This window comes from Tepidiphilus thermophilus (assembly GCF_001418245.1).
Taxonomy (GTDB): domain Bacteria; phylum Pseudomonadota; class Gammaproteobacteria; order Burkholderiales; family Rhodocyclaceae; genus Tepidiphilus; species Tepidiphilus succinatimandens.
The window spans coordinates 1-13,897 of record NZ_LIPU01000015.1 but is presented as its reverse complement, the minus strand read 5'-3'; the positions used below and the strand labels follow the sequence as shown (position 1 = coordinate 13,897).

Genomic DNA, 13,897 nt, shown 5'->3' with positions numbered 1-13,897 from the left:
CCGACAAGGCGTAACTATAACCCGACGAACGTCTATTCCTCCCCGTGCATGACGATCACGCGCGGAAGGAGTGCTGCAGCCCCTCTTCGGCCTGTCGCGCGACTTCGAGGAGGAGTTTCGCCTTTGCTTCGCTGTCGCCGGCCCGCTCGGCCGCCCCGTCGGCCGCCTGCGCCGCCTGTTCGACCTGCTGGGCGAGCAGCTGCGCCGCCTTGGCTTGTTCCTCGATGGCGTGCGACATGGAAGAGACCGCCTCGCGCGCCGCGTCGATCGCCGAGGAGATGGCGCGCAGTTCGCCTTCGACGCTGGCGGCGAGCGTCTCGCCCTCCTCGACCCGCTCGCGCACCTGGGCCATCTGGGCGCCGGCGTCGTTGGATTGCTGCTGGACCTGGTCGATGATCTCGCGGATCTCGCGGGTGGACGCAGCGGTGCGTTCGGCAAGCTTGCGCACTTCGTCGGCGACCACGGCAAAGCCGCGCCCGTATTCTCCGGCCCGCGCGGCTTCGATGGCGGCGTTCAAGGCGAGCAGATTGGTCTGGTCGGCGATTTCCTGGATCGCCTGGGCGATCGAGGAGATGCGCTGCGCCTGTTCGATGAGGGCCGAGACGGCCGTTCCCGCCCGTTGCGTGATCTCGACGATGTCGCGCATCTGGTGCGCCGTGCGCTCGATGATGGCCACGCCAGTGAGGCTGCGCTGCTGCGATTGCGCGGCGCGCTCGTCGGCGAGGTGAGCCATTTCGTTGAGCCGGTCGATGTTGGCCGAGAGTTCCTCGATGGCGGCGGCCATCTTCTCCGCGTTCTCGGCGGCCAAGGCGGCGGCACGGCGGGCTTCGGCCGCGTCCGTGCTTTGTTCCTCCGCGGCGGAGCGCACCCGGGCCAAGACGGCTCGCTGGGCGAGGACCAGGTCGCGGATGGCGTCGCGCAGGCGCCCGATGGCGGCGATGATGCGGCCGAGTTCGTCGTCGGAGGCAGGCGGCAATACCGCGGTGAGATCACGCCGGTCGACCACCGCGCCCACCGCCTCTTCAGCCTCGGCCAAGCGGCGGCGCAGCATGCGATCCATCATGATCCCCAAGACCAGCGCGAAAGCAACCATCGCTGCCGAAGAGACCGTCACCATGGTGGACCAGAACGCCGCCTCGCGGCGATATTTTTCGAATTCCTCGTCGTTGGCCTTTTCACGCCAGGCGATACGCTTTTCTAGCCTCGCCTTGAGGTCGCGCCAGGCGGGGTTGAGCTCTCGCAGCACGATTTGACGCGCCTGCTCGATGTCGCCCCGATCGACCGCCGCCTGCAAGCGCTGCACCGCCGGCACGACGCGGTTCTTCCAGTCGCTGACCATCCCCTGCAGGTCTTCGCGGACTTCCTTGCGCCGGGCCTTGGCAATGACCCCTTCGAGCAGGCGGGGGAATTCCTCCAGCGTCCTGGACAGGTTCTCCTTAGCTTGGGCATCTTCAGGCAGCAGCACGATGCCCCGGGCCGCGGCCTGCAGCTGGATGCCGGCGCGGTTGGCTTCGCGCATGTCGACGGTATTGGGCAGGATGGTCGTCTGCGTCGTGAGCAGGTGGCCGGCGAGCATGTCGCGCGTGTACCAGGATACCCAGCCCGTGGCCGCACTGCCGAGCACGATTGCTCCCATGCTGGCCATGAGGGCGGTGCGTAGTTTGAGCGCCATCGCTTTGCTCCCAGAGATTCGAGGTTCGACTGTGTGGGTTATCGACCATTGGGGGAAAAACTTGAGCCCCTGCCGGCCCTGACACGAACTTTTGTCTCACTGCAGCATCCGAATGGGCAAGACGGAGCATGCTATGATCGATCATTTGGATTTGCTCGGGGAATATCGGTGATCGTCGTCGATCTGCTATGCGCTTCGGCGCATCGTTTCGAGGGGTGGTTTCCCTCGGCCGAAGCGCTGGAGGCGCAACTGGCCCAAGGCGCGGTGCGCTGCCCGCTGTGCGGCAGTGCCGAGGTGCGCCGCTTGCCCAGCGCCCCCTACGTGCATACCGGCGAGCGCGGCGCAGACACGCCCGAACCGTCCCCGCCCGCTCCGGCCCCGGCCACGGTCGCACCCGATCCGCAGCGCCTGGCGCAGCTGTGGCAGACCCTGCGCGCGCTGGGGCGGCAGGCCGAGGACGTGGGGGTGCGCTTCCCCGAAGAGGCGCGCCGCATTCACCGCGGCGAGGCCGATGCGCGCCCCATCCGCGGCCAGAGCAGCACGGAAGAATTCCTCTCCTTGCTCGAGGAAGGCATCGAGGTTCTGCCGCTGCCGCCGCTCGACGAGGAGATGCACTGATTCACGGGCTCTCAATGCGCTTCGGCATCGAGCCGCGCCGCCAGCGCCTGCAGCTCGCTGGAGATCGTCACGGGATACGGCGGGGCGTCTTCGAGCGCGCGCAGCGGTTCCGGTAGCAGGCGCAGCTGGGCAGCGGCGTAGGTGCGGGCCGCCGTGAGCCCGGAAAGGGTGTCGAGCCGGCGCCCGCCACGCATCACCGGCACGAGGAGCGGTTCCCCTTCCTGCGCTTCGTGCGCCAGCCCCACCACGTCGCCCGCCATGCGGCCTTGGGCATCGTAGCGGCGCCACACTTGTTTTCGCCCCGGCCAGGTCGCCTTGCCGGCCGAGCGCTTGCGCCGCGGTTTGCCGGCGTACTCTTCGAGCTTGTAGGCGCAGTCGAGATAGGGCACGTCGGCGGAGGTGTCGAGCTTGGTGCCAATGCCGAAGCCGTCGATGGGCGCACCTTGGGCGAGCAGCTCGCGCACACGGTATTCGTCCAGATCGCCGCTGGCGAAGACGATGGTGCGCTGCAAGCCCCCCTCGTCGAGGATGCGGCGCACGCGGCGGGCGAGTTCGCCCAGATCGCCGCTGTCGATGCGCACCCCCAGGATGCGGATTCCCTCGGGTTCGAGTTCCTTGGCGAGCGCCACCACCTTGCGCGCGGCCGCTTCCGTGTCGTAGGTGTCGATGAGCAGCACCACGTTGCCGGGTTGCGCCCGGGCAAACCCGCGGAAGGCCTCCAGCTCGTCGTCGTGCGCCTGGATGTAGGAATGCGCCATGGTACCGTAGAGCGGGATGCCATAGCGCCGGCCGGCGAGCACCGTGGCCGTGCCGGCAAAGCCGGTGAGCCAGGCAGAACGCGCCGCCAGCACCCCGGCTTCCGCGCCGTGCGCGCGGCGCAGGCCGAAGTCGACGAGCGTCTTGTCCGGGGCAACCAGCACCGAACGCGCGGCCTTGGAGGCGATGAGGATTTGCAGGTGCAGCAGGTTGATGAGCCGGCTCTCGATGAGCTGGGCCTGCGGCAGGGGCGCGGTGATGCGCACCACCGGTTCGTTAGGGAAGAAGACCGTACCCTCGGGCATGGCGTCCACGTCGCCGGTGAAGCGCCAATCGGCCAGCCAGTCGAGGAATTCCGGCGAGAAGCGTCCGCTCGCGCGCAGCCAGTCGATCTCGTCGGTGCCGAAGCGGGCCTGTTCGAGGAACTCGACCAGCGGCTCGATGCCGGCGGCGACGAGGAAGTTGCGCCCCGGGCGCAGTTTGCGCACGAAGAGTTCGAACACGGCGGTATCGTGCATGCCGCGCTCGAAATAGCCCTGCAGCATGGTGAGCTGGTAGAGATCGGTCAGAAGCAGGCTGTGTTCGCTGTCCATCGAAGATCCTTTCTCCCATTCATTTTTCTGCTTGCCTCTCACCCCTTGATGCACACCAGGGGCACGAGCTTGGCCACCTTGCGCGCGAGCCCGGCGCGGTCGGCCGCATCGACCACGGCGCTCACGTCCTTGTACGCTTCGGGCGCCTCTTCGGCCACACCGCGAAACGAGGGGCTGCGCACGATCACGCCGCGGCGCGCGAGCGATTCGACCACTTCCCTTCCCTGCCAGCGCTTGAGCGCCTGCTGCCGGCTCATTGCCCGTCCGGCGCCGTGGCAGGCGGAGCTGAAGGCGAGCGCCTCGCTCTCGCGGGTGCCGACGAGTACGTAGGAAGCCGTGCCCATGCTGCCGCCGATGAGCACCGGCTGACCCACGGCACGCAGCGCCTCGGGCAGTTCCGGATGCCCCGGACCGAAGGCGCGCGTCGCCCCCTTGCGATGCACGTAGAGCGTACGCTTGCGCCCGTCGACCTCGTGCGTCTCCACTTTACAGGTGTTGTGCGAGACGTCGTAGAGCAACGGCAGCGACAGGCCGGTGAAGAATTCGGCGAAGACCTTGCGGGTGAGGTGGGTGAGGATCTGGCGGTTGGCGAGCGCGCAGTTGATGGCCGCGCGCATCGCCCCCAGATAGCGCTGCCCCACGGGCGAAGTGATGGGCGCACAGGCCAACTCCCGGTCCGGCAAAACGATGCCGTAGATCTTCGCCGCCAGCGCCATCTCCTTGAAGTATTCGGTGCCGATCTGATGCCCCAGTCCCCGAGAACCGCAGTGGATGCTCACCACCACCTGATCGCGCACCAGACCAAAGACCGCCGCCGTGGCCTCGTCGTAGATCTCGGCCACGCGCTGCACTTCGAGGTAGTGGTTGCCCGAGCCGAGCGTGCCCATCTCCTCGCGCTGGCGCTTCTTCGCCTGCGCCGAGACGGCCTTGGGATCGGCCCCGGCCATGCAGCCGTGCTCCTCGATGCGCTCCAGGTCGGCCGCTTCGCCGTAGCCCTGCGCCACTGCCCAGCGCGCCCCGCCGCGCAGCATGGCATCCATTTCGGAATCCGACAGGCGAATCTGACCCGTGCTGCCCACCCCGGCCGGAATCGCCGCGAAGAGCGCTTCGGCCAAGGGCTCATGAACTTCGAGGATCGCTTCGACCGGCAGGCCCGTGAGCAGGCAGCGCACGCCGCAGCTCACATCGAACCCTACCCCTCCAGCCGACACCACGCCGCCCTCGTCCGGATCGAAAGCGGCCACCCCGCCGATGGGAAAGCCATAGCCCCAGTGCGCATCGGGCATGGCGTAAGAGGCGCGCACGATGCCGGGCAAGGTGGCAACGTTCGTCGCCTGCTCGCGCACCTTGTCGTCCATCGCCTGCAGCAGCGCCTCGTCGGCGAAGATCTCCACCGGCACGCGCATCGCTCCGCGCGGCGCGAGCCGCCAGTGACAGGGGCCGAGTCGCTCGAAGCCTTTCAGGTCCATGACTTTTCTCCTACACGTCCACGACGCATTGTGCGATCCATTCTGCTCCCTGCCGCGCCACCTCGAGCGCGGTGAAGGTCGCCCCCTTGGGTTCGACCGCCGGCTGGTGCCGCGACCGATCCACGGGTTCGCCCCAGGCGGTGGCTTCCAGCCGGTCGCCCTCGATGCGGACCTCGTAGCGGGAAAAGAGCATGCGGCGCGTGGCCATCTCGTAGATCAGGGCGTTGAGCCAATCCACGAAAAGGAACTCCGGATCGGGCGCCTGGCAGCGGATCGTCACCGGGATGCGCGGCGCGACGAGGGCCGGATCGGTGACGATGGCCGTGAGCGCGAGTCCCGCCTGCGCGAACGCCTCGGCGAGCGTCGCCCCGCGCCCGCGCACGCCGATGTCCGCTTCGTGTTCGAAATGCTCCCAGCCGTTCATGGTTCTCCTGGATGCTCCATGGAAGGCGCATCCTGCCGCCATGCCTGAGGCACTTGCGCCGCCTGCAACAGGCGCCGCGCCAAGTTGCCGCACACCAGCTCACACAGAGCATAGACAGAAGGATCGGCGATGCGGTAATAGACCGTAGTGCCCTGGCGCCGGCGCTCGAGCAGACCGTGCTTGGTCATGAGCGAGAGGTGGCGCGAGATGTTGGCTGCAGTATAGCCGCAGCGCTGGGCGATTTCACCGACACTGCGTTCCCCTTCCTGCAGCAGGTTGAGGATGTGCAGGCGCGTGGGCTCGGAGAGCACCTGGAAGTAGCCGGCGACCTGGGTCATGATTTCAGAAGGAATTTTTTCCATCGTCGGGCTCCATTGCGACGGCAGGTAGCGCGATTCGAACACTAGTTGACTATTTAGTCAAACGATTAAATAATAAAGCCGAAGAACGCCCGCCAGGAGAGGGAGGAGAACATGGGACCGAGGCGCATCGTCATGCTGACGTTGCTCGCCTGCACGCTGAGCCATGGCACGGGGCTGCTGGCAGCGCCCGAAGCCGGGCTCGAAACGGTGGTCGTGCAAGCCGAGCGCGACTCCGCGCACCACAGCGCCGAGGGCACGGTCGAGGCGGTGCGCGACACGCTGATGACGGCGCAGGTGGCCGGTGTGATCGTCTCCCGGTCGGCGGAAGTGGGCCAGCGCGTACGGGCGGGTGAAGAACTGGTGCGCATCGATCCGCGCGCCGCCGAGGATCAGGCCGCCGCCAGTGCCGCCCAGGTCCAGGCCGCGCGCGCCGAGCTGCAGGTCGCCCTCAAGGAGTACGAGCGCCAGCGGCGCCTCTTCGAGAAAGCCTACATCAGCGAGGCGGCGTTCGACCGCGCCCGCGCCCAGCGCGACGCGGCCCAGGCGCGCGTGGCCGCGCTCGAAGCACAGGCCAAGGCCGTACACACCCAGGCGGGCTATCATCGGGTCACCGCCCCCTACGACGGCATCGTGAGCGAAGTGCCGGTGGTGCTGGGCGAGACGGCGCTTCCCGGCCGGCCCTTGGTGCGCCTCTACGATCCGGGGGCGCTGCGCGTCACCGCCGTCGCCGCCCAGGGCGAGGCGGCCACGCTGGTAGCGGAAGGAACCGTGGACGTAGAGATTCCCGGATTCCCCGCCCTGCATCTTCCCGCCGAGCGGGTGCAGATTTTCCCCGCGGCAGACCCTTCCACCCATACGGTGCAGCTGCGCCTGCCGCTCCCTCCCGAGGTGCGCGGCCTCAAGCCGGGGCTCTTCGCGCGGCTCTCCTGGCGCAGCTCGGGCGCAGCCGCAGGCCAGCGTTTCCTCGTGCCGGCGAGCGCCGTGGTGCGCCGCGCCGAACTCACCGGTCTCTACGTGCTCGACCGCGACGGCAAGCCGTTGCTGCGGCAGGTGCGCCTGGGACGGGTCGAAGGCGAGCGCGTCGAAATCCTCAGCGGCGTGGAAGAAGGCGAGCGCGTGGTGACGAACCCCGAACTCGCCGCACGGGAACGCTGAGATGGACGCCCCGCGCCCGCTCGGCCTCTCCGGCCGCATCGCTGCGCAATTCCAGAGCGCGCAGATCACACCGCTGCTCGCGCTCATCGCCTTGCTCATGGGGCTCTTCGCCGTGCTGGTCACGCCGCGCGAGGAGGAGCCGCAGATCAACGTGACCATGGCCAACGTCCTCATTCCCTTCCCCGGGGCGGCGGTGGCCGACGTCGAACAGATGGTGGCTTCGCCTGCCGAACAGGTGCTCGCCCAGATAGAGGGCATCGAGCACGTCACCTCCGTCTCGCGCCCGGGTCTGGCCATCCTCACGGTGCAGTTCAAGGTGGGCGTGCCGCGCATCGTGGCCCTGGTGCGGCTGCACGACACGCTGCGCACCCACACCGACTGGCTGCCGCGCGACCTGGGCGTGCTCGAACCGATCATCAAACCCAAGGGTATCGACGACGTGCCCATCGTCACGCTCACGCTCTACGCCACCGAGCCGCGGCAGGGCGCGTTCGATCTCGAGCGCGTCGCCCACAGCATGGAGATCGAGCTCAAGCGCGTGCCCGGCACGCGCGAGGTGCAGACGATCGGCGGCCCCGGGCGCGCCGTGCTCGTACGCCTCGATCCGGTGAAGATGGCCGGCAGCGGCGTCACCGTCCAGGATCTCCACGCCGCCCTGCGCTCGGCCAACGTCGGTCTGCCGGCGGGGGAACTGGTGCAAGGAGATGCCACCGTCGCCGTGGAAACCGGGCCGTTCCTTGCCAGCGCCGAGGAAGTGGGCGAGCTGGTGGTGGGCGTGCATGAGGGTCGTCCGGTCTTCCTGCGCGAGGTGGCCGAGGTGCAAGACGGTCCTCCGCCGCCCGAACGCTACGTCTGGCACGGCCGCGCCGAGGCGGCGGGCGGTGGGGAATTCCCCGCGGTGACGATCGCCGTCACGAAGAAACCCGGCGAGAACGCCATCGATGTGGCCGAGGCGGTGATCCATCGCGCCGAGGCGCTGCGCAACACCCTCGTGCCCGCCGGCGTGGAGCTGGCGGTGTCACGCAACTACGGCGTCACCGCCAACGACAAGGCGCAGACGCTCATCAAGAAACTGCTCTTCGCCACGGCTTCCGTGGTGGCGCTCGTCTTCTTCGCCCTGGGGCGGCGCGAGGCGGCCATCGTGGGGCTCGCCGTGGCGCTCACGCTCATGGCCACGCTCTTCGCCTCCTGGGCCTGGGGGTTCACGCTCAACCGCGTCTCGCTCTTCGCGCTCATTTTCTCCATCGGCATCCTGGTCGACGACGCCATCGTGGTGGTGGAGAACATTCACCGCCACCACCTGCTGCAGCCCGATGCGCCGCTCGTACGCCTCATCCCGGTCGCGGTGGACGAAGTGGGCGGACCGACCATCCTCGCCACGCTCACGGTGATCGCGGCGCTGCTGCCCATGGCCTTCGTCACCGGCCTCATGGGCCCCTACATGAGCCCCATCCCGATCAACGCCAGCATGGGCATGCTCATTTCGCTCGCCATCGCCTTCACCGTCACGCCTTGGCTGTCGCGCCTGTGGTTGCGCGGACACGGGCAAGCCAAGGCCGGTCTCGGCGAGCGCATCGCCCCGTTCTTCGAGCGCCTCTTTCAGCCGCTGCTCGACGCGCAGCGCGGGGCGAGGAACCGGGGGCTGCTCGCGCTCTTCATGCTCGCGGCGATCGTCGTATCGCTCGCGCTGCCGGCCACCGGGCTCGTGCTCATGAAGATGCTGCCTTTCGACAACAAGTCCGAATTTCAGGTGGTGGTGGACCTGCCCGCCGGCACGCCGCTCGAGCGCACTGCGGCGGTGCTGCACGAACTGGGGGCGTTCCTCGCCCGCCAGCCCGAGGTGACCGATTACCAAGCCTACGCCGGTACCGCCTCGCCCATCAACTTCAACGGCCTCGTGCGCCAGTACTACCTGCGCGCCGGCGACGAGGTCGGCGATATCCAGGTGAATCTCGTCGACAAGCACCTGCGCCACGAGCAGAGCCACGCCATCGTCACGCGCCTGCGTCCAGCGCTGCAGGAGATCGGCCGGCGCATGGGCGCCAACGTCAAAGTGGTGGAAGTGCCGCCGGGCCCGCCGGTACTCTCGCCCATCGTCGCCGAGGTCTATGGCCCGGAAGCCGCCGGGCGGCGTGCCGTGGCCAAGGCCATGCGCGCCGTGTTCGAGCGCACCGAGGGCATCGTCGACATCGACGACAGCACGATCGCCGAGGCCCCGAGAAAGCTGCTCCTCGTCGACCGGCGCAAGGCGGCGCTTGCCGGCGTCTCGCAACAGGCGATCGTCACCACCCTGCAGGCGGGCCTTGCCGGGCTGCACTCGGCCTATCTGCACGATGCGAGCAAATACCCGGCCCCCGTACTGCTGCAGCTGCCCGCCGAAGCCCATGGCGAGCTGGACGCGCTGCTGCGGCTCGCCGTGCGCGGGCCCGACGGGCGGCTCGTGCCGCTGCGAGAACTCGTCACGGTGAGCGACACGCTGCGCGAAGAGCCCATCTACCACAAAGACCTCCTGCCGGTGGTCTATGTCGTCGGCGACATGGCCGGACATATCGACAGTCCCCTCTATGGCATGTTCGCCATGCGCGGGGCGATCGGCGAGATCGTCGCTCCCGACGGGGGGCACCTGGAGGAGCACTTCATCCGCCAGCCCGAGGATGCGCTGCGCGGCTACAGCTACAAATGGGATGGCGAGTGGCAGATCACCTACGAGACTTTTCGCGACATGGGCGCCGCCTACGCCGTGGGGCTGATACTCATCTACCTGCTGGTGGTGGCGCACTTCGGCTCCTATCTCGTGCCGCTCGTCATCATGGCGCCGATTCCGCTCACCCTCGTCGGCGTGATGCCAGGGCACGCGCTCCTGGGGGCGCAATTCACCGCCACCAGCATGATCGGCATGATCGCGCTCGCCGGCATCATCGTGCGCAACTCTATCCTGCTCGTCGACTTCATCCGGCTGCAGGTGCGCGAGGGCGTTCCGCTCGAGCACGCCATCGTACGCTCGGCGATCACGCGCGCCCAGCCGATCCTGCTCACGGCGCTGGCGGCCATGATCGGCGCGCTCTTCATCCTCGATGATCCGATCTTCAACGGCCTGGCGATCTCGCTCATCTTCGGCATCTTCGCCTCGACCCTGCTCACCCTCGTCGTCATCCCCACCCTCTATTACATGGCTTATCGTCGTTCCCGTCCCGACCAAGGAGAACCGTCATGACGTCCTGGCGCATCGTCCGCATCATCGCCGGCACTTTCATCCTCGTCTCGCTGCTCTTGGGCGCGCCCGCGAGCCCCTTCTTCATGAGCCAATGGTGGCTCGCCTTCACCGCCTTCGTCGGCCTGAACCTGATGCAGAGCGGATTCACCCGCTGGTGCCCCCTGGAAATCTTCCTGCGCAAGCTCGGCGTGCCGGGCGGCTGCTGAAACCGGAGGACGCCGCGATGCGCCTGTCTCCCTGGTCGGCCCTGCTGCTCGCCTTGCCTCTGCCCACGGCGCACGCCCTCGATTTGATGGAAGCCTGGCAAGCGGCACGCGAGCACGACCCTCGCATGGCGATGGCCCAGTCTTCGCTGGAGGCGGGCCGCACCCAGCGCGAACAGGCACGCGCCCTATGGCGTCCGTCGGTGAGCGTGGGCGGCGGCGCCGGGGTGCGCTCGCTCGAATCCAACACGCATGGGGCCTACTTCGCCGCCCCCGGCATGGCACCCTCCGAGCACGTCACCTTCAAGACCTCGATCGACAACGGCACCGCCACCCAGTGGAACGTCACGGCGCGCCAGCCACTCATTCACGGTGAGCGCTCGGCGCAGAGCGAACAGCTCACGCTCGGCGCGGACGCCGCCGAAGTCGAATGGCTGGGTGCGCGTCAGGAGCTGATGCTGCAGGTGGTCGAGAGTTACTTCCAGCTCGTCGTGGCCGAACGCCGGCAGGCACTATTGCGCCGCCAGCTGGAGGCGGTGGAACGGGCACTCGCCGAGGCCAAGGATCGTTACGCCGCGGGTGACCTGCCCATCCTCGACACGCACGAGGCCACCGCCCGCGCCCGCACCCTGCAGGCGCAGCTCGTGGCCGCCGAGAGCGAACGGGAAGTAGCGCTGGCAGCGCTCGCCGACGCCACCGGCCTGGAGCCAGAGCGGCTCGATCCCCTGCCGCCTTCGGCCAGCGTCTTGTCCCCCGAACCGCTCGAACCGCTCGCGCACTGGCAGGAGGTGGCGCTCGCTGCCAATCCCCTGCTGCGCCAGGCGCAGGCCAAGGTCGAGATCGCGCACAAGGAAGTAGAAAAATACCGTGCAGCGGCCGATGCCACGGTCGATCTCGTCGCCCAGGCCGGGCGCGACTACGTGAGCGGCGACGGCGATTACGGCTCGTCCAGCGTCGAGCAGACGCAGCACGTGATCGGCGTACAAGTTAACATCCCCCTCTACACGGGGGGATTGCGCAGCGCCAAGCGGCAAGAGGCGCTCAAGCTCGAAGACCGGGCCCGGGCCGAGCTCGAATGGATACGCCAGCAGGTGGGGCAACAGGTGCGCGCCGCCTGGCTCGCGCTGCAGACGGCCCACGCGCGCGTGACCGCGCTCGAAGAGGCGGTCACGGCGAGCGAAGCGCGCCGCGACGCCACGCGCCTGGGGCACGAAGTCGGAGACCGCACTACGCTCGACCTTTTGAATGCCGAGAACGATCTCGACGCAGCGCGGCTTGCGCTGCTGCAGGCACGAACCGAGGTCCTTCAGAACCGCCTGAAGCTCCAGGCGCTCGCCGGCCGGCTGGACGAAGAACGGCTCGCGGCGGTCGACGCCGCGCTGCAACGCTGATTTTCACGAGGAGAGGAGAGACACACCATGGCCCACATCGTCATCATCGGCGCCGGTACCGGCGGAATGCCCTGCGCCTACGAAATGCGCGAGCGGCTCGGAAAGACCCACGACGTCACGCTCATCAATGCCGTCGACTACTTCCAGTTCGTACCCTCCAACCCCTGGATCGCCGTGGGCTGGCGGCAGCGCGATGCCACCACCTTCCCCATCAAACCCTATCTCGACAAGAAAGGCATCGGCTTCATCGGCCAGCCCGTGACGCGCATCGACGCCGAGGGCAACGCCGTCGAGACCGCCGACGGACAGCGCATCGGCTACGACTACCTCGTCATCACCACCGGCCCCAAGCTCGCGTTCGAGGAAGTCCCTGGTGCCGGCCCGGAAGCCTACACCCAGTCGGTGTGCACGGTCGACCACGCCGAAAAAGCCTGGCAGGAATACCAGAAATTCCTCCAGGATCCGGGTCCGGCCATCGTCGGCGCCTTGCCCGGCGCCTCCTGCTTCGGCCCGGCCTATGAATTCGCTTTCATCCTCAACAAGGACCTGCAACGGCGCAAGCTGCGCAGCAAGGTGCCCATCACCTTCGTCACCAGCGAGCCCTATGCCGGTCACCTCGGCCTGGGCGGCGTGGGCGACTCGAAGCTGATCATGGAAAGCGCCATGCGCAGCAACGACATCAAGTGGATCACCAACGCCAAGGTCACGCGCGTCGAAGACGGCAAGATGTTCGTCACCGAGGTCGATGAGGCCGGCCAACCCAAAAAGGAACACGAACTACCCTTCAAGTTCAGCATGATGATCCCCGCCTTCAAAGGGGTCGATGCCGTGGCCGCCGTCGATGGATTGTGCAATCCGCGCGGGTTCGTGCTCATCGACGAATACCAGCGCAGCAAGAAATACCGCAACATCTTCGCCGCCGGCGTGTGCGTGGCCATTCCCCCGGTGGAAGTCACGCCCGTTGCCACCGGTGCCCCCAAGACCGGCTACATGATCGAGACCATGATCTCGGCCATCGTCGAGAACATCGCCGCCGAACTCTCGGGTAAGCCGACCACCGCCAAGGGCAGCTGGAATGCCATTTGCCTGGCCGACATGGGCGACACGGGCGCGGCTTTCGTGGCGCTGCCACAAATCCCGCCGCGCAACACCAACTGGTTCAAGATGGGCAAGTGGGTGCACCTCGCCAAGATCGCCTTCGAGAAGTACTTCCTCTACAAGATGAAGACCGGCAGTTCCGAACCGATCTACGAGAAGTACATCCTCAAGCTCCTGGGCGTGGAACGACTGGGGCAATGAGGCGGCTGCGCCAAAGCGAAAACGCCGACCCGCTCGAATAGAGCAGGGTCGGCGTAACGGTAAAGATGGAGCGGGAAACGAGACTCGAACTCGCGACCCCGACCTTGGCAAGGTCGTGCTCTACCAACTGAGCTATTCCCGCATAGATTCTGGAGGCGCGGGCCGGAATCGAACCGACGTCCAAGGATTTGCAGTCCTCTGCATAACCACTCTGCCACCGCGCCGTAGACGCCGATTCCTCACGGACACGCGCCCGAAGTAACCGGTTGGAGCGGGAAACGAGACTCGAACTCGCGACCCCGACCTTGGCAAGGTCGTGCTCTACCAACTGAGCTATTCCCGCTCACGAGGATGAGAATTGTAACATGGGCAGCACCCGTGTCAAGCGCCCTGCGGCACTTGTGTAGCGAACAAATAAACTGTCCGGACTTGTAGCACGAGGTTTGTCCGGTTTTCATTAGGTATGGAAGGAGGTGCCTAATGAGACGGACGCAGTTGCTACAGGAGGTACGGAAGATGCGGTTTGAGGAAGCGTACGAGGGCTGGCAGTCGGGTCGGCTGACGCAGGAAGAGGCGGCCAGGCTCCTGGGGGTGTGTGACCGGACATTTCGGCGCTACATTGCCCGCTACGAAGAGGAGGGGTTGGAGGGCCTGGTTGACCGGCGTCTGAGGCAGGTCTCGCACCGCAAGGCGCCGGTCGATGAAGTGATGGCGCTGGTGGAGCGCTACCGTAGTCGGCAT

The 13,897-nt window shown here is 67.3% G+C and carries 12 protein-coding genes and 3 tRNA genes; 7 read left to right on the top strand and 8 right to left on the bottom strand.

Going from position 1 to position 13,897, the window contains the following annotated elements; translation table 11 throughout:
* Positions 1-55: 55 nt before the first annotated feature.
* The gene (locus tag ASC37_RS09790; protein WP_055424204.1) at positions 56-1,672 is read right to left on the bottom strand and encodes a methyl-accepting chemotaxis protein; all 1,617 of its coding nucleotides are present in this window, start codon (positions 1,670-1,672) and stop codon (positions 56-58) included.
* A 168-nt stretch (positions 1,673-1,840) separates the two neighbouring features.
* On the opposite strand from ASC37_RS09790, the gene ASC37_RS09785 reads away from it, so the two are divergent.
* Entirely contained in the window at positions 1,841-2,290 is a 450-nt protein-coding gene (locus ASC37_RS09785) for a DUF1178 family protein (RefSeq protein WP_055424203.1), read from the top strand.
* An 11-nt stretch (positions 2,291-2,301) separates the two neighbouring features.
* On the opposite strand, the gene ASC37_RS09780 is transcribed toward ASC37_RS09785, so the two are convergent.
* From ASC37_RS09780 to ASC37_RS09765, 4 genes are read right to left on the bottom strand one after another with little or no spacing between them, the layout of a single operon-like run.
* Complete coding sequence (locus ASC37_RS09780; RefSeq protein WP_055424202.1) at positions 2,302-3,639, bottom strand: nicotinate phosphoribosyltransferase; 1,338 nt, start codon at positions 3,637-3,639, stop codon at positions 2,302-2,304.
* Positions 3,640-3,677: 38 nt separating this feature from the next.
* Positions 3,678-5,108, bottom strand: a complete 1,431-nt coding sequence (locus ASC37_RS09775; protein WP_055424201.1) for an RtcB family protein — start codon at positions 5,106-5,108, stop codon at positions 3,678-3,680.
* A 10-nt stretch (positions 5,109-5,118) separates the two neighbouring features.
* Positions 5,119-5,532 carry an archease gene (locus ASC37_RS09770; RefSeq protein WP_055424200.1) on the bottom strand — a complete coding sequence of 138 codons (414 nt, stop codon included), beginning with the start codon at positions 5,530-5,532 and terminating at the stop codon, positions 5,119-5,121.
* Complete coding sequence (locus ASC37_RS09765; protein ID WP_055424199.1) at positions 5,529-5,894, bottom strand: ArsR/SmtB family transcription factor; 366 nt, start codon at positions 5,892-5,894, stop codon at positions 5,529-5,531. Before ASC37_RS09765 ends, ASC37_RS09770 begins: the two co-directional genes overlap by 4 nt.
* A gap of 111 nt (positions 5,895-6,005) precedes the next feature.
* Between ASC37_RS09765 and ASC37_RS09760 the strand changes: the two genes are divergently transcribed.
* From ASC37_RS09760 to ASC37_RS09740, 5 genes are read left to right on the top strand one after another with little or no spacing between them, the layout of a single operon-like run.
* Positions 6,006-7,049 (top strand): efflux RND transporter periplasmic adaptor subunit, encoded by a 1,044-nt coding sequence (locus tag ASC37_RS09760; RefSeq protein ID WP_055424198.1) that lies wholly within the window; start codon positions 6,006-6,008, stop codon positions 7,047-7,049.
* Position 7,050: 1 nt separating this feature from the next.
* Positions 7,051-10,263: an efflux RND transporter permease subunit gene (locus ASC37_RS09755; RefSeq protein WP_055424197.1), complete on the top strand. Its 3,213-nt coding sequence runs from the start codon at positions 7,051-7,053 to the stop codon at positions 10,261-10,263.
* Positions 10,260-10,469 (top strand): YgaP family membrane protein, encoded by a 210-nt coding sequence (locus ASC37_RS09750; RefSeq protein WP_055424196.1) that lies wholly within the window; start codon positions 10,260-10,262, stop codon positions 10,467-10,469. The genes ASC37_RS09755 and ASC37_RS09750 overlap by 4 nt, the downstream gene beginning before the upstream one ends.
* Before the next feature lie 17 nt (positions 10,470-10,486).
* Entirely contained in the window at positions 10,487-11,857 is a 1,371-nt protein-coding gene (locus ASC37_RS09745) for a TolC family outer membrane protein (RefSeq protein ID WP_055424195.1), read from the top strand.
* Between the two features lie 27 nt (positions 11,858-11,884).
* Positions 11,885-13,156: an NAD(P)/FAD-dependent oxidoreductase gene (locus ASC37_RS09740; RefSeq protein ID WP_055424194.1), complete on the top strand. Its 1,272-nt coding sequence runs from the start codon at positions 11,885-11,887 to the stop codon at positions 13,154-13,156.
* Between the two features lie 66 nt (positions 13,157-13,222).
* Here ASC37_RS09740 and ASC37_RS09735 read toward each other — a convergent pair.
* The 3 genes from ASC37_RS09735 to ASC37_RS09725 all read right to left on the bottom strand — a co-directional run bounded on the left by ASC37_RS09735 (position 13,223) and on the right by ASC37_RS09725 (position 13,499).
* A tRNA-Gly gene (locus ASC37_RS09735) sits at positions 13,223-13,298 on the bottom strand.
* Between the two features lie 8 nt (positions 13,299-13,306).
* A tRNA-Cys gene (locus tag ASC37_RS09730) sits at positions 13,307-13,380 on the bottom strand.
* A gap of 43 nt (positions 13,381-13,423) precedes the next feature.
* Positions 13,424-13,499: transfer RNA gene (locus ASC37_RS09725), tRNA-Gly, on the bottom strand.
* A gap of 137 nt (positions 13,500-13,636) precedes the next feature.
* Here ASC37_RS09725 and ASC37_RS09720 point away from each other — a divergent pair.
* On the top strand, positions 13,637-13,897 hold a 261-nt coding region (locus tag ASC37_RS09720; RefSeq protein WP_072247986.1), incomplete at its 3' end, for a helix-turn-helix domain-containing protein.